The following is a 14,188-nucleotide window of genomic DNA, read 5'->3' on the forward strand; positions in this document are numbered from 1 at the left end:
AACGACACGCCTACGCCGGAGGGAGACGGGACCATGGCGCGGGTCCGGCGCGGGCAGGGGGAGCTGGAGGGGCAGGTGCTCGGCGCGCTGAGCGAGGCCGACGGTCCCGTCAGCGCGGCCTGGGTGCAGCAGCGGCTCGGCGGCGACCTCGCCTACACCACCGTGGTGACCATCCTGACCCGGCTGCTCGCCAAGGACGTCGTCGCCAGGGAACGGCAGGGCCGCTCCTTCCTGTGGACGCCGACCGCCGATGTGGCCCGGCTCGCCGCCCTGCGGATGCGCCGGCTCCTCGACGGCGAGCGGGACCGCGAGGCCGTCCTGGCGAGCTTCGTGACCGCCCTGCCGCCCGGTGACGAGCGGGTGCTGCGGGCCCTGCTGGAGGACGCCGGGCCGGGGCCGGCCAACGCCCGGGACACCTCGCCCGCGGACCGGAGCGGTACGCACGACTGAGGGCCCCTGGAAGACCAGGGGCCCTCGGTGACCGTCGCTCATTCCTCGGGGAAGTCCCCCGCCAGCGCCGAGGCGATCCGCAGATGAGGCTCGGCCTCGTCGTGCCGGGCCTGCCGCTGGAGCGTGCGGCCCAGCATCAGCCGGGCGTAGTGCTCCACCGGGTCGCGCTTGACGATCTCGCGCAACTCGGCCTCCGCGCGCTGCAGTTGGGCCGAGTGGTAGTAGGAACGCGCCAGCAGCAGCCGGGGTCCGGTCTGCTCCGGCACCTCCTCGACCAGCCCGGCGAGCACCCGCGCGGCGCCCGCGTAGTCCTTGGCGTCGAAGAACAGCTGAGCACGGTCCCAGCGCTCGGCGGCGGTTCCCTGCTCGTAGTACGTCGTGTCCACTCGTGACCTCCTTCGACGCCGTCAACAGACCGGTGTAGTTGAATATTCCACTACTCCGTCAGGGGTGCCGGGATGCGCTCCAGGACCCCGCCCGCGAACACGTCGTACAGCGGCAGCGTCTCCAGGTGGACATAGCCGATATGACAGTCGCAGCTGGTCAGCGGGCAGGCGCGGGGGCGCAGGGCGGCACGGTAGGAGCCGTCGTACAGGTTGCCGAGCGGAGCGGGCACGAAGTGGCAGCGGCGGACCGTGCCCTCGCCGTCCACGGAGACGACCGACTCACCGGTCCGGCAGGGCAGCCCCGCGCTGGCGTGCGGATGGCGGCTGTACGGGAAGAGCGGGTCGAGGGCCGTCCACAGGCCGGCCTCCGGATCGGTGTAGGTGTGGCCCTCGGCCGCGTTGACCCAGAGGTAGACGTGCTCGGGCAGGTCCGCGCGCAGCCGGCGGGCCGCTTCCAGGTGCTCGGGGAGGCCGACGATCCCCACGCTGAAGCGGACACCCCGGTCGGAGAGGTCGCGGCACTTGCCGAGGAACCGGTCGTAGGGGGTCTGGCCCGGGTGGTACGTGCACCACAGGGCGAGCGTGGCCGGGTCGGCGTCCGCCAGCCAGTCGGTGCGGCAGCTGAGGTTGGTCTGGATCGCCACCCGCCGGATGTGCGGGAGACGGGACAGCTCGGCGAGGGTGCGCCGGTACCAGGAGCGGACCAGGCCCTCGCCCCACGGTGTGAACAGGATCGAGAGGCGGTCCTCCGTCCGATCGGCCGCCCAGTCCGCGAAGCGGGTCAACGCGGCACGGTCCGCGCGGAGTTGGTCCACGGTGTCGCGCCGCTTGGCGAACGGGCAGTAGGGGCAGTCGTAGTCGCAGGAGGCGAGTGGGCCCCGGTAGAGCAGGGTCAGGTCCATGGCCGGGTAGTCACTTCCGCTCGTAGCCGGCCATGGCGGCCCGGACCGCGGGGGAGAAGAGGACGGGGCCGATCGCGTCGGAGTGGGCAAGCCCCTCGGGGGTGAGCCGGAGGACGGTGCCGTCGTCGGTCAGCCAGCCGCGGTCGGCGAATCGGCCGAGCTCCGGGCCGAAGTGGTCGGCCGGGGCGGCACCGAAGCGGGACCGGTAGTCGTCGTGGCGCAGCCCCTCCGCCTGGAGCAGGGACTGCAGGAGATGCCGGCGCCGCGCCTCGTCGGCGTCGATACGGCGGCCGATCTCGGCGTACCCGAAGTCCCCGGCCGGGCGGGAGACGTAGTCGTCGATGATCCCGCGTATCTCGTGCATGTCCACGGCGTAGTCGAACGAGTAGTGCAGCCCCGACGTGTACGACCGGGCACCGCAGCCCAGTCCGATCATGCCGTCGGTCTGGCAGGCGTAGTCGTCGGCGCCCTGCGGCGGGGCGTCGGCGCGACGGAACATGCGCATCGACTGCTGGGTGTAGCCGTGGGCGAGAAGGTGGTCGCGGCCGGTCCGGTAGAGGCGCAGCCGCTGGGCGTCCCAGGCCGGGTCGGGGTCCGCGGCGGCGCGGCGGCCGAGTCCGGTCAGGGGGCGGACGTAGAGCGGGTAGAGGTACAGCTCCTCCGGGTGCCAGGCGAGGGCCGCGTCCAGCGAGCGCAGCCAGGTCTCCTCCGTCTGCCCGTCGATGCCGTAGATCAGGTCGATGTTGAGGACGGGGATACGGGCCTCGCGGACCCGGGCCAGCGCGGCCTCCACATCGGCACGGCGCTGCGGGCGTACGGCCGCCCGCGCCTCGGAGTCGACGAAGCTCTGCACGCCGAGGCTGAGCCGGGTGGTGCCGCGCTCGGCGAGGACGGTGAGCCGGTCGGCGGTCGCGGTGGCGGGCGAGGCCTCCACGGACAGCGGTACGGCGCGCAGGTCGGCGCCCATCCGGTCCTCGGCGATGTCGCACAGCCGGGTCAGTTCGGCGGCGGTGAGGAAGGTGGGGGTGCCGCCGCCGAAGGCCGCCGTGGCGAACCGTACGTCGCCCGTGTCCCCGAGGGCCTCGCGCACGGCGGTCGCCTGGCGCTCCAGGGCGTCCAGGTAGGCGCCGGTCAGGTCGTCGGGGGCGCCGATGCGGGTGAAGAGGTTGCAGAAGCCGCAGCGGACCTCGCAGAACGGGATGTGGAGATAGAGGGAGAGGGCGTTCTTCGGCTCGGCGGCCCACAGGTGGCCCAGCGCGGGGCGGTCGGGCAGCCGGCGGTAGGCGGTCTTGTGGGGGTAGGCGTAGACATAGCTCTGGTAGGGGCTTGCCGCGGTCGCGGTGGTCATCGGGCGGCCTCCGCCGGGTCCAGGAAGAAGTGGGCGTACGGCACGGTCCACACGGACTCGTGGCCGAGGCGGTGGCCGGTGTAGCCGTCGTCGCCGTAGGCGGTGCCGTGGTCGGAGCAGACGATCGCGAAGCAGCGGCGCCTGCTGCTCGCGGCGGCGAACAGGCGGCCGATGTGCCGGTCCACGTACTCCAGGGCGGCGGCATGGGTGGCCCGGCTGTCGCCCGCCTCGCGGGTCGCGCCCGGCAGATGGAACCAGTTGGGCTGGTGCAGGGCGGAGACGTTGACAAAGAGGAACAGCCGCTGTTCGTGAGGGAGTTCGCGCACGATCTGCTCAGCGCGGGCCACCTGGTTCTCGAAGGAGTGGGGCGAGGTGACGCCGAACTCCGGCTCCCAGTGCGCCTCGTCGAACATCCCGGGCAGGACGGAGCCCAGCGGGCCCCGCTTGTTGAAGAAGCCGACACCGCCGATGCACACGGTGCGGTAGCCGGCCTCGGCCAGACCTGAGACCAGGTCCGGGGTGTCGTAGACGAAGGTGCCGGTGGCCGTGGTCTCGCTGCCCGCGAAGCTCGCCGCGAACAGACGGGGGTGCGGGCCGGGGGCGGCCGGGGTCGGCAGGAAGCCCGCGAAGATCGCCTGGTGGGAGGCGTAGGTGAAGCTGCCCGGGGCATGCCGCTTCTCCCAGCCGCCGCCGGGCAGATGGCGGGCGAGGTGGGGCAGACGGCCCTCGGCGGCGAGTTCCACGGCGACGTCGTGGCGCAGGGTGTCGAGGGTGACGAGCAGCAGGTCGTGGCTGCCGACCACCTCGTTCATGTCCGGCTCGGTCAGGTCCGGCTCGTTCATGTCCGGCTCAGCGGCCGGGGCGGGCGAGGGCATGCGGGGTTCCTTCTGGGTACTGGGGAGCAAAGTGGTGCAGGGCGGCGCGGACTTGGGCGGCATAGGTGTCCAGACCCTCCGCACCGCTGCCGGGCAGGCCGGTGAGGCGGGGCAGCAGATCGCCGAAGGCGTTCACCTCGCCGACGGCCGCCCGGCGCCAGTCGACGGCCGGGAGCAGGTCGACGCCGACGCACAGGGTGCGCGGGAAGCAGGCGGCGGCCCGCTCGCACACGCCGAGCACGTCGGACCAGCGGGCCCCGGCCGCTTCGACCGCCTGCCGGGCCGCGTCCAGGTCCCCCCGGCTGCCGCCGAGGTGCAGGTTGGTCAGCGGGGAGCGGCTGGTGCGGACGACGGCATGCGTGGCCCGGCCGCCGACCACGACGACCCGCAGATCGGCGGCCCGTCCCTGCTGGGCGGCCTTCGGCAGCCAGCGCTCCAGATGGAGTCCGTCCGGCGCGAGCGCGTCGACGATCGCCGCGATCTCCGGCTCCCGGTCGTAGCGGCGCACCTTGAGGGAGTTGTGCAGTGCGCCGTCGGCCGCGCGCTCCACCGAGGTGGTCGCCCGGATCCGCCCGCCGCCCGCCGACTCCACCGCGAGCACGCCGGACGCGGACGAGCCGTGCGCGGGCTTGACGAACAGCCGGGGCATCCGGTGCTCCCGCATCAGCGCCCGCACGTCGTCCCAGCCGTGCACCGGCGCCGCCCCGGGACCCGAGGTGGGCGAGGCGGGCACCGGTACCCCGGCCGCGTCGAGGACGGCGTGGCAGCGGCGCTTGTCGAAGAGCACGGCCAGGTCGTCCGGGTCGTCGAGGCGCAGGCCGCCGCGCAGGGTGCCCAGCGCGGTGACGAACCCGGCGTACCAGCGCGCCGAGCCCGCCACCCGGGTCGGCTCGCCCTCGCCCCGCAGCAGCCGGTCGACCTCCGCGTTCTCCCCGGGCGAGTCGATCCGGACGATCTCCCCGGCGCCGAACCCGGCCCCGCCGTCGCGCAGTACGTCCTGCCAGGCGACCAAGCGTGGCCCGGGAAGTCCGGCGGCCCGGACCGCGTCCGCGAAGAGGGTGACGCGACGGTTCTCGGGGTTGCCGACGACCGCGAACCGCGCGCCTGCCGCAGACGTCGACGCACGACCGTCGCTTGAGCCCATGGGTACGTCCGTCACTCGCCCACGGCGACGTACCGCCACACCGTGCCGTCGTCGTCCTTGTCCTCGTCGGCGTCGTCGCGGTCGAGGTCCACCTCGACACCGGCGGGTATCAGGGTCGCGCGGACCCGGTCCTGGAGCGGCTCGGTGAGGTAATTGTGGTGCAGGTCGAGCTTCTTGAGGTGGGTGAGAGGGCGGCCGTCCAGGAGCGCCGTGGCGCCGTCGTCGGTGAGGACGCCCATGGACAGGTCCAGCACCTCCAGGCGGTCGAGGACCGGGGAGTCGGCCACGGCGGCCGCGACGTCGTCCTGCATCTCGCTGTTGCGCAGCGCCAGATGACGCAGCCCCGGCAGCCTCTCGCCGGACAGGATGCCCGCCAGGTCGGCCACCGCGCTGTCGCCGCCGTAGTCCGGGGTGCCCAGCCACAGGTCAAGGTACTCCAGGGCGGGCAGGTCACTGGCCCCCACCCCGCGCACCACCGCGGCGGGCAGCCCGCCGGCCTCCATGGTCAGCCGGCGCAGTCCGGTGTGCCGCAGCCCGGTGAAGCCCAGCCCCGAGCCGCCGCGCACCCCGAACTCCGCCAGTTCCGGGAACCCTTCGAGCAGCTGGGTGACATCGCTCTGGTTGATCCAGGAGATCTCGCACTCCTCCATCACCATGTCGCCCAGGAACAGCGCGCGCAGCGCCGGGAGCCGGTCGCGCGCGGCCAGCAGCGCCTCGATGACGGGGGACGGATCGGTGTCGTACGCCTCCTGCCAGGCGCCGACTATCAGTGCCCGGACCCGGGTGGTGTCGACGGCGGTGAGGAAGCGGGCGAACGCGTCGGTCCAGTCCTCGTCGGCGTCGTAGACATCACTGGTGATCCGCCAGGCTACCGAGTCGGCGTCGGGCAGGTCGTCCGTCGGCGCTCCGGGACCGGGAAAGACGTACGCGGGCAGCCCGTAGAGGGTGGAGAGGTGCTGATTGACGGTCATACGGCTGCTCCTGGGACGCGTTCGAGGGCGCTCGGTGATGATCGCAGTTGTACCAAGCGGCACTGACAACGCGACGTCCGGCCGGTGAATCCCCTCTTGTTCGACCCTACGAACTTTCTGTGTGACGGGTACACAACTCCGGTCATCACTGGTAGGAAACCTTCCTATCAGTAGCAGCGATCCACCCCCCACCACCTTCTGGAGCCCCCATGAGGCATCCGAACGACGCCGCGACGAACCCCGCCCCCGTCCTGACCTCCCGCCGCACCCTGCTCGCTCTGCTCGGCGTGTCCGCGGCCGGAGCGGGAGCCGTGCTGCTCCGCCCCGCACATGCCGCCGCCTCGACAGCCGCGAGCTGTGTCGGCCTCGACGACCCGGTGAAGAAGGAGATCGCCATGAAGCTGGTGTCGAGCGCGGAGAACTCCTCGCTCGACTGGAAGGCGCAGTACAAGTACATCGAGGACATCGGCGACGGCCGCGGCTACACCGCCGGGATCATCGGGTTCTGCTCCGGCACCGGTGACATGCTCGACCTCGTCCAGCTCTACACCGACCGCAAGCCCGGCAACGTGCTCGCCAAGTACCTGCCGGCGCTGCGCCGGGTCAACGGCACCGACTCCCACTCCGGCCTCGACCCGAACTTCCCCTCGGACTGGCGCAAGGCGGCCCAGGACACCGCGTTCCAGCAGGCGCAGAACGACGAGCGCGACCGCGTGTACTTCAACCCGGCCGTCAGCCAGGGCAAGACGGACGGGCTCGGCACGCTGGGCCAGTTCACCTACTACGACGCCATCGTCATGCACGGCGACGGCGACGACCCCACCAGCTTCCGCAACATACGCAAGCGCGCGCTCGCGAAGGCGAAGCCGCCGGCGCAGGGCGGCAACGAGACGACGTACCTCAACGCCTTCCTCGACGCCCGTGTCTGGGCCATGAAACAGGAGGAGGCGCACAGCGACACCACCAGGGTCGACACCGAGCAGCGGGTCTTCCTGCGCAAGGGCAACCTGTGCCTGAACACCCCGCTGGACTGGAAGGTGTACGGGGACAGCTACCACATCGGCTGACCGGCCCGGGGCTGTCGTACCGTCACCTCACCGTGCGGTACGACAGCCCGGGTGCGCTACGGCTTGATGCCCACCCCGGTCCACAGGCTGACCTCCGCGTCGGTGGCGGTCGGTTCGGCGTCCGGGCGCCAGCGGTGGCCGACCGAGACGCCCGGGTCGAGCAGCTCCAGCCCGTCGAAGAAGCGCGCCACGTCCTCGCGCGAGCGGAACTGCACCGGCGTCCCGGCGTTGTTGTAGATGTCGGTGACCTTCTGCCAGGTCGACGGGTCGAAGTCGGGCGTGCAGTGGCTCAGGGCCAGCGCACTGCCCGAGGGGAGCACGTCCAGCAGCCGCGAGACGATGCCGTACGGGTCCTGGGCATCCGTGACGAAGTGCATCAGGGCGTTCAGGGACAGCGCCACCGGCCGGTCCAGGTCCAGCACCTCGGCCAGCTCGGGGGCGTCCAGCAGCGACTGCGGGTCGTTGACGTCCGCCTCTATGTAGGTGGTGCGGCCCTGCGCCGTGCTGCGCATCAGGCGCTCGGCGTACTTGAGGACGAGCGGGTCGTTGTCCGCGTACACCACCCGTGCCTCGGGGACCACGGACTGGGCCACCTGGTGCAGGTTCGGCTCGGTGGGGATGCCGGTGCCGATGTCGAGCCACTGCCGGATCCCGTGCTCCCGGGCGAGGACCCGGGTGGCGCGGTGCATGAAGGCACGGTTCTCCCGGGCGCAGACGAAGATGCCCGGGTAGGCGGACGCCACGGTCTCGGCGGCCTTCGTGTCGATGTCGAAGTGGTCCTTGCCGCCCAGGTAGTAGTCGTACATACGGGCGGAGTGGGGCCTGCTGGTGTCGATGTCCCGCGCCGCGTGCGAGGTGGTCATCGTGTCCCTTTCGGTGGGTGCGTGGGGGAGGGAGGAAGGAGAGAGGAATCAGCCGGTGGTCAGATGGTCGGCGAGGCCCCGTTTGACCCCGGCGACGAACGCCGTGATCTCCTCGGGGGTGTAGATCAGCGCGGGTCCGGCCGGATCGGTCGACTGGCGCAGCGCCACCCGGCCGTCGGCGAGTTGCTTGGTCTGTACGCACTGGCCCCCGTTGGGACCGCTCCAGGGAGACTCCCAGCCCTGCTCACCGAGGTCCGATGCGGGCATGCCGTTGTACACGTCGTGGGCACTGCCGTCGATGATGGTCATGCGTACTCCTTGCGCATGTGGTTCAGCAGACCCCTGCTCTGCGCGTCGGAGGTCAGCAGGGACATGCGGTTGTGCGCCTCGAGATGGGCCACGACGTCGGAGCGCTGGTCGAGGTACATGGCCCCGGAGAGGATCTCGCTGTAGACGACGTCCGGAAGCTCGGGCTCCTCGAAACGGAAGTACGTGAACGGGGCGCACGCCCCCACATGGGCACCGGCGGTGAACGGGACGACGTCGACGCTGACATGGTCCAGCTCCATGACCTCCAGGAGCCGTTCGATCTGGGCCCGCATCACCTCGGGACCGCCGACCACCCGGTGCAGGACGGCCTCCTCCATGACCACCCACAGCGTGGGCGCGTCCGGCCTGTCCAGCAGGTCCTGACGGCGCAACCGCAGGTCCACACGCCGGTCCAGCTCCTCGTCACCGTCGTTCGGGAAACCGCCGCCGAGCACGGCACGCGCGTACTCGCGGGTCTGCAGCAGCCCCGTGACGTAGTGCGGCTCGTAGGTGCGCAGGGTCTTCGCCCCGGTCTCCAGGCTCACATAGGCGCTGAACCAGGTGGGCAGCACATCGCGGTAGGTGTGCCACCAGCCGGGCTCGTTGGCGCGCTCGGCGAAGGCGACGAACTCCTCCGTCTCCTGCCGGTCGGCGCCGTAGGTCTCGAGGAGTTTCTCCACGTAGAGGGGCTTGAGCGCGACCTCCGCCTTCTCCAGCCGGCGGATGGTCAGCGGGGCGACCCGAAGCGCCCGCGCAGCGTCCTCCAGTGACACGCCCGCTTCCTGGCGCCGCTCCTGGAGCCTGCGGCCCAGGATCATGCGCAGCACGGTGGGCGCACTGCTGCTGCCCGTGTTCGACCGGCCTTCGCTCACGCCCTACCTCCTGAGGGACTATCACCACGACGAGTGTGACAGGCACTTGATGAAGCGACCACACCGACACCGGCATTCTGAAATTATCAGGGAGCCGGTTGCAGGTTGAACTTGGGTGCGCGCATAGTTACTTGAGCAATTCGCGTGCACGACCACGAACAACGTCCGATCCCCGCAGGGATGTTGTTCAGCTCTGCCTGCTCACCGCCGCGCCCGCCTCACGGAAGGCAACCATCGTGTCCCCCCACGCGACTTCCCACCGCGACCTGTTGGACGTAGTCGACCCCGACCAGTCCCATTGGATCGAGCTGCCCTCGCACCGCTCCAGCGTGAGAGTGGCCCGCCGCTCCATGCGGGAGCGGCTGAGCGGGTGGGGGCTGCCCGGCGAGCTGTGCGAGGACGCGGTGCTGCTCGTGTCCGAGCTGGCCACCAACGCCGTCCGCCACACGTTCAGCGTCCGCATCCTGTGCGGCATGGGCCTCATCGCCGATGGCTGTCTGCGGCTCGAGGTCCACGACCACGACTACTCGCGGCGGAGCCTGCTCCGGCGCGAGCCCGGCCCCGACGACGAGGGCGGGCGGGGACTGCTGCTCGTCGAGCAGCTCGCCGACTCCTGGGGCGTGGACCGCTCAAGGCTCACCAGCGGCCATGCGGTCTGGGCCACATTGACAGCCTGACACGGCGCCGGGCACCCAGGGGGCTTCCAGGGTGCCGGTCGGGCGGGCATGGGGGGCTCGCCCGGACCGTCCCCGCGGGGAAACCGCGGGGACGGCGTCGGCCCGGGTGGGTGCGGTCGTCCCTTGGGGGAGGGGCGACCGCACCGCCGAGGTGGCGGCAGGCCGGGCGCCGCCGTCAGCACGGCCTGCGCCACACCCCCAGGTTCGGCTTCTTCTGTATGGGGCCGGCGCCTGCACGGCAAGGGCGGGAGGCTGGGAGGCACGCGCGTGGGCGTCTCCCCAGGGCGGCACGGCGGATACGCAGAGTGCCCGAAAGCGTGCACATCGCGAAGGTCGCGTATCCGGTGCGTGAAGGTGCGGTCGGGCGGCAAAAGACGCACGTGCCCGGCGACGCCGGAGTGACCCGCGTAGATCCGCCGACGATCGCCTCCCGTCCGCCGCGTACGGCGGCTGTTGGCGCGTGACGGCGTGGCGGACGGGGCCTCGCCCATGACGGACAGGGGCCCGCGCGGGCCGCATGAGCCGCTCCGCCCGGGGCACCACATAACTATGGAAGGCGTGCCTGTGATCGTGCAGCCGCCGGAGCCCGACGGCGGCAGACGGGTCATGATCCGTGGAGAGTACGTCGGCACCGCGTATCACCTGCTCGACGTCGTCGAGTTCCTGCGCAGAGCCGGCCTGCCCGAGACCGACACGACGGTCGACGACCCGGACCTGATCGAGTGGCGCGGCCTCGGGCCGAAGGCCTGGACCGCGGCCGGGTGAACCGTGGCGGGGTGAACCGTGGCGGGGTGAACTGCGCCGGAGCGCACTGCGCCGGTCAGGAGCCGGGCAGGAGGTAGTGACTCCACAGGCTGCCGAGGAAGAACTGCCCGAAGCGGGCCAGGGCCGCCGGGCCTGAGGGGCCGGTCGTCCGGAAGGTCGTGAGCATCCGGGCCAGGTCGACGGGGCGCAGCCGCACGACGCCCGCACCGAGGACCTGTGTACGCAGGTCGTCGTCATCCGCGGTATGGCCGTGCAGCAGCCGGAACGGCAGGACCATCGTGTCGGACCAGACCCGGACCGGCGCCCCGCGGGAGATGACCTTGTGCCCGGCGAGGGTGCGGCTCCGGCCCTCCGCGTCCGTGGTGTACAGCCGGTAGCGCAGGGCCGGTGCGTCCTCGTCGAACAGGGTGAAGGTGCCCCGTGGCACGGGGCGGCGCCCGCCCAGACAGGGGCTGTCGATCCAGCCGTCGACGCGGGCGGTGTGGTCCGGCTCGTCGAGGAAGCGGTCCACGTCGTCGGCGGTGACGGTCAGCCGGAAGGAAAGGGGCTCACGCCGGCCGCTGCGGTGCGCCGTGAGCGGATCGGCCGACCCCGGTGCGCAGAAGCCGTGCATCTCCTCGGTGAACTGCACCGTGGTCCGTGCCGGGTAGGTGCTCGTCGGGCGCGGCACGCGATGCGGGGTGGCGGGAGGGTGCTCCAGCAGCCGGGTGCTCAGCCGGTCGGACAGGGCGGCGATGGTGAGGGAGGGGTTCACCCCTACGGAACCGGGCAGTACCGAGCCGTCCGCGATGTACAGACCGGGGTGGCCGAAGACCTCGCCGTGGGAGTCGCACACCGCGGTGGCCGGGTGCCGTCCCATCGGGGCGCCGCCGAGGGGGTGCACGGTCATCGCCCGCCCGCGGCGCCAGAGCGGATGGTCGGCGTATCCCGCCCCCAGCGCCTGTGCGACCTGCTTCATCGCCGCGCGCAGCGCCTCGAAGTGCGCGGCGCTGCCCTGCGCGGTCCAGGTGGCGTCGAGCCTGCCGTTGCGCAGCCGCAGTTCACCGTCGGGGACATCCCTGCCCATGCCCAGCAGCGGCATCGAGGTGCTGGACAGCGCACCCCGGCCGAGCAGTTCGGAGACCGCCCCGGAAAGCCGGGGATCCGGCGCCCCGGCCGCGCGGTCCAGGAGCCGGCCGAGTACGAACCGCGCGGTCCGGGTGAGGGCGCCGGGCACCCGGGCCCCCTCCACGAGCCACTCCACGAAGGCCGGATAACCGGCGTCCTGGATGTACGCGCCGCGCCCGGCACCGTCGACGCCGTCGAGTTCGCCGGGCAGCCGGACGGAGCTGGTGATCACCGGGCCGCGATGCGGGAGCAGCGGTCGCCCACCGTGGCCCTGCCCGGCCCGGAGGACGAAGGCGAGGTGGTCGCCGTTGGTGGAGAACCGGGTGCCGACCGCCGGACTCAGCGCGGTCAGGTGCCGGCGGGAGCGCAGCAGGAGACGGACGGTGTTGTAGGTGCCCGCGGCCAGGACCAGCCGGTCGCAGTCGATCGTGGCCGCATGCCCGGCGTTCCGGCCGTCGTCGTCGGGGTGGTGCCGGATGTGGTCGACCGCGTAACCGCCTGCGTCGAGGGGGCGCAGGAGGGTGGCTTCGTGTCCTGTGCGCAGATCCGCGCCGTGCCGTCGGGCAGCGGACAGATAGGTGAGATCGAGGCTGTTCTTGGCGCCTTCGTTGCAGCCGAGGTTGCACTCGCCGCACAGTCGGCAGGTGGTCCGGGCGGCGCCGTGCAGATTGCCGTCCGGCGGCTCGGCGAGCGGCCGGCCGGGGCTCGGCTCGGCACCGGGTTTTGGTGCGAAGCTCACCCCGAGCGGCGGCCGCCGGACCTCCAGGCCGAGCAGCCGCGCCGCGTCGTGCATCGCATGCGCCCTCGGGGTGTCGGCGTAGCCGGGGTGGTCCAGGGGGTACGGGGTGGCGCCGAGCATCTCCTCCACCGCGGTGTAGTGGGGGTCTAGATCGGCGCGGCCGACCGGCCAGGCCTCGAATCCGCCCTGCGGCAGCGGCCGTTGTTCGGCGAACCAGCGCTCGTCCTTGCGGAGCAGGACATTGGCGTAGATCAGTGACCCGCCGCCCAGGCCGCTGGCGACCACGGAGTCGAAGCGGTCGAAGCTCCACACCTCGAACAGGCCGTGCAGCCCCGCTCGCGGATCCCACAGCGACCGGCCGAGTTCGGCGGGAGTGCGCGGGAAGCCTCCGGGCGGATGGGCGCGACCGCGCTCCAGCACCACCACCGACTTCCCGGCCCGGGCCAGCCGGTACGCGGCGACGGCACCGCCGAAGCCGGAGCCGATCACCACGACGTCGACATGCTCGCGGGGCGCGATGTGCCGCGTCATCTCAGACCGCCCTGCGCCTGAGGAAGTCGAGAACGTGCGGAAACACGTCGAGGTGCGCGTTCTTGCCGATGATGCAGTCCAAGTAGCCGTAGCCGGGGGCCACATACAGTTCGTACCGGTCGGGGTGCCGGGAGCGGGCCGTGAGTTCACGATGGCAGCGCACACACGAGTCGCCGAACACGTTGTTGTGGTCCCCGGTGAGGAACAGCACGGGCGTCTCCGCCTCCTCGGCGTTGGCGAGGTAGTCGTCCGGCAGCGAGGCATGGCGGGGCGCGGTGCTGTCGTACTTCACGGCGCGGCCGGCCCGCACGATCTTCCGGATGTGCCGGTGGTACTGCAGTCCGGTCGGGCCCAGGAGATCGGCGATGCGGTCATGGGTGACCGGGTCGAGGTTGGCGTGGCTGTACAGCGCCGGCCAGCCGCTGCCCCACATGAAACTCACCATGTGGCAGGCGGGGTTGTCGCATTCTGGGTGGGCCAGCGACACCAGCCGTGCCAGGGCCCGGCCCCGGGTGAGGGCGGGCGCCCGGTCGAACCGCGGATCGAGGTGGGAGAGCCCGATCACCCGCTCGATCAGTTCCCTGCCGTAGTCGAGCTTCCACCGCGACCAGGTCGGTACGTGCATCATCAGGCCGACGGCGTTGACCACCACGCTGGCGATGTTCCGTACGACGTCCCCGAACAGGCTCATCAGGAAGGTCATCGATCCAAGGCAGTGCGCGACGACATGGACGCGCCGGTCGCCGATGTGCCGGCGCAACTCGGCCAGCGCCGCCGGGTAGTCGTACAGCGCGACGTCGTCGAGGGTGTGCCGATGGGGTTCGGTGTTGTACGGGAACCTGTTGCTCATCCGCATGTCGAGCGTCCAGACGTCGCCGAAGCCGTTGTCCAGCAGGTAGCCGGCCATGTTCCGGTGCTCGGGCATGATGAAGAGGTCACTGGACGCGGTGAGCCCGTGCAGCAGGACCACCACGTCGTCGCAGTCGAACCGCCGGAACCGGGTGAGACACAGACCCAGGCCGTCCTCGGTCGTGAACGGGTGAGTGGTCACCGCGGCGTCCGCCACACCGGCCGGCGTGTACCTGGGAATCCTTCGCTGCATGTCCGCGCATCCTCCGACGTCCTCGATCCGTCGATCCCGTCGTTTCCGTCGATCCCCTCGATGACAAGGATGTCGTGGCG

Annotated in this window: 15 protein-coding genes; 4 read left to right on the top strand and 11 right to left on the bottom strand. The window is 71.6% G+C overall.

All coding sequences use genetic code 11. The features are described from left to right. The first annotated feature begins 33 nt into the window (after positions 1 to 33). Entirely contained in the window at positions 34 to 450 is a 417-nt protein-coding gene (locus ACIRR9_RS18190) for a BlaI/MecI/CopY family transcriptional regulator (protein ID WP_403752495.1), read from the top strand. 38 nt (positions 451 to 488) lie between these two features. On the opposite strand, the gene ACIRR9_RS18195 is transcribed toward ACIRR9_RS18190, so the two are convergent. Genes ACIRR9_RS18195 through ACIRR9_RS18220 form a run of 6 tightly spaced genes read right to left on the bottom strand, consistent with a single transcriptional unit; the run spans position 489 to position 6,076 of the window. Next, the gene (locus tag ACIRR9_RS18195; protein WP_403752498.1) at positions 489 to 836 is read right to left on the bottom strand and encodes a tetratricopeptide repeat protein; all 348 of its coding nucleotides are present in this window, start codon (positions 834 to 836) and stop codon (positions 489 to 491) included. Positions 837 to 886: 50 nt separating this feature from the next. Further along, positions 887 to 1,738 carry an STM4011 family radical SAM protein gene (locus ACIRR9_RS18200; RefSeq protein WP_403752501.1) on the bottom strand — a complete coding sequence of 284 codons (852 nt, stop codon included), beginning with the start codon at positions 1,736 to 1,738 and terminating at the stop codon, positions 887 to 889. Positions 1,739 to 1,748: 10 nt separating this feature from the next. Then, a complete protein-coding gene (locus ACIRR9_RS18205; protein ID WP_403752504.1) occupies positions 1,749 to 3,086 on the bottom strand; it encodes an STM4012 family radical SAM protein in 1,338 nt (445 codons plus the stop codon). Then, positions 3,083 to 3,898 (bottom strand): STM4013/SEN3800 family hydrolase, encoded by an 816-nt coding sequence (locus ACIRR9_RS18210; RefSeq protein ID WP_403753067.1) that lies wholly within the window; start codon positions 3,896 to 3,898, stop codon positions 3,083 to 3,085. The genes ACIRR9_RS18205 and ACIRR9_RS18210 overlap by 4 nt, the downstream gene beginning before the upstream one ends. A gap of 37 nt (positions 3,899 to 3,935) precedes the next feature. Next, positions 3,936 to 5,105 carry an STM4014 family protein gene (locus ACIRR9_RS18215; RefSeq protein WP_403752507.1) on the bottom strand — a complete coding sequence of 390 codons (1,170 nt, stop codon included), beginning with the start codon at positions 5,103 to 5,105 and terminating at the stop codon, positions 3,936 to 3,938. A gap of 11 nt (positions 5,106 to 5,116) precedes the next feature. Further along, a complete protein-coding gene (locus tag ACIRR9_RS18220) occupies positions 5,117 to 6,076 on the bottom strand; it encodes an STM4015 family protein (protein ID WP_403752510.1) in 960 nt (319 codons plus the stop codon). 209 nt (positions 6,077 to 6,285) lie between these two features. On the opposite strand from ACIRR9_RS18220, the gene ACIRR9_RS18225 reads away from it, so the two are divergent. After that, on the top strand, positions 6,286 to 7,143 hold the full coding sequence (locus ACIRR9_RS18225) for a chitosanase (protein WP_403752513.1): 858 nt from the start codon (positions 6,286 to 6,288) through the stop codon (positions 7,141 to 7,143). A gap of 56 nt (positions 7,144 to 7,199) precedes the next feature. Here ACIRR9_RS18225 and ACIRR9_RS18230 read toward each other — a convergent pair whose 3' ends face one another. Genes ACIRR9_RS18230 through ACIRR9_RS18240 form a run of 3 tightly spaced genes read right to left on the bottom strand, consistent with a single transcriptional unit; the run spans position 7,200 to position 9,187 of the window. Beyond that, positions 7,200 to 8,006, bottom strand: coding sequence for an SAM-dependent methyltransferase (locus ACIRR9_RS18230; protein ID WP_403752516.1), 807 nt, complete (start codon positions 8,004 to 8,006; stop codon positions 7,200 to 7,202). Between the two features lie 48 nt (positions 8,007 to 8,054). Continuing rightward, a complete protein-coding gene (locus tag ACIRR9_RS18235) occupies positions 8,055 to 8,315 on the bottom strand; it encodes a DUF397 domain-containing protein (protein ID WP_351704161.1) in 261 nt (86 codons plus the stop codon). Next, entirely contained in the window at positions 8,312 to 9,187 is an 876-nt protein-coding gene (locus tag ACIRR9_RS18240) for a helix-turn-helix domain-containing protein (protein WP_403752519.1), read from the bottom strand. The genes ACIRR9_RS18235 and ACIRR9_RS18240 overlap by 4 nt, the downstream gene beginning before the upstream one ends. Positions 9,188 to 9,423: 236 nt before the next feature. Between ACIRR9_RS18240 and ACIRR9_RS18245 the strand changes: the two genes are divergently transcribed. Both ACIRR9_RS18245 and ACIRR9_RS18250 read left to right on the top strand, forming a co-directional pair. Beyond that, positions 9,424 to 9,864, top strand: coding sequence for an ATP-binding protein (locus ACIRR9_RS18245; RefSeq protein WP_365339311.1), 441 nt, complete (start codon positions 9,424 to 9,426; stop codon positions 9,862 to 9,864). Positions 9,865 to 10,422: 558 nt separating this feature from the next. Beyond that, positions 10,423 to 10,629 carry a hypothetical protein gene (locus tag ACIRR9_RS18250; protein ID WP_403752523.1) on the top strand — a complete coding sequence of 69 codons (207 nt, stop codon included), beginning with the start codon at positions 10,423 to 10,425 and terminating at the stop codon, positions 10,627 to 10,629. 55 nt (positions 10,630 to 10,684) lie between these two features. Here the strand turns inward: ACIRR9_RS18250 and ACIRR9_RS18255 are convergent, their stop codons facing one another. Both ACIRR9_RS18255 and ACIRR9_RS18260 read right to left on the bottom strand, forming a co-directional pair. Further along, positions 10,685 to 13,006, bottom strand: a complete 2,322-nt coding sequence (locus ACIRR9_RS18255) for an FAD-dependent oxidoreductase (protein ID WP_403752525.1) — start codon at positions 13,004 to 13,006, stop codon at positions 10,685 to 10,687. 1 nt (position 13,007) lies between these two features. Then, on the bottom strand, positions 13,008 to 14,108 hold the full coding sequence (locus tag ACIRR9_RS18260) for an alpha/beta fold hydrolase (RefSeq protein WP_403752528.1): 1,101 nt from the start codon (positions 14,106 to 14,108) through the stop codon (positions 13,008 to 13,010). Positions 14,109 to 14,188 lie beyond the last annotated feature (80 nt).

Source organism: Streptomyces sp. NPDC101234 (assembly GCF_044767525.1).
In the GTDB taxonomy this organism is placed as follows: domain Bacteria; phylum Actinomycetota; class Actinomycetes; order Streptomycetales; family Streptomycetaceae; genus Streptomyces; species Streptomyces sasae.

Bases quoted from the DNA above. Each gene is read 5' to 3' on its own strand.
- ACIRR9_RS18190 (WP_403752495.1), top strand. From the start codon at position 34: ATGGCGCGGGTCCGGCGCGGGCAGGGGGAGCTGGAGGGGCAGGTGCTC.
- ACIRR9_RS18200 (WP_403752501.1), bottom strand. From the start codon at position 1,738: ATGGACCTGACCCTGCTCTACCGGGGCCCACTCGCCTCCTGCGACTAC.
- ACIRR9_RS18205 (WP_403752504.1), bottom strand. From the start codon at position 3,086: ATGACCACCGCGACCGCGGCAAGCCCCTACCAGAGCTATGTCTACGCC.
- ACIRR9_RS18210 (WP_403753067.1), bottom strand. From the start codon at position 3,898: ATGAACGAGGTGGTCGGCAGCCACGACCTGCTGCTCGTCACCCTCGAC.
- ACIRR9_RS18215 (WP_403752507.1), bottom strand. From the start codon at position 5,105: ATGGGCTCAAGCGACGGTCGTGCGTCGACGTCTGCGGCAGGCGCGCGG.
- ACIRR9_RS18220 (WP_403752510.1), bottom strand. From the start codon at position 6,076: ATGACCGTCAATCAGCACCTCTCCACCCTCTACGGGCTGCCCGCGTAC.
- ACIRR9_RS18225 (WP_403752513.1), top strand. From the start codon at position 6,286: ATGAGGCATCCGAACGACGCCGCGACGAACCCCGCCCCCGTCCTGACC.
- ACIRR9_RS18230 (WP_403752516.1), bottom strand. From the start codon at position 8,006: ATGACCACCTCGCACGCGGCGCGGGACATCGACACCAGCAGGCCCCAC.
- ACIRR9_RS18235 (WP_351704161.1), bottom strand. From the start codon at position 8,315: ATGACCATCATCGACGGCAGTGCCCACGACGTGTACAACGGCATGCCC.
- ACIRR9_RS18255 (WP_403752525.1), bottom strand. From the start codon at position 13,006: ATGACGCGGCACATCGCGCCCCGCGAGCATGTCGACGTCGTGGTGATC.
- ACIRR9_RS18260 (WP_403752528.1), bottom strand. From the start codon at position 14,108: ATGCAGCGAAGGATTCCCAGGTACACGCCGGCCGGTGTGGCGGACGCC.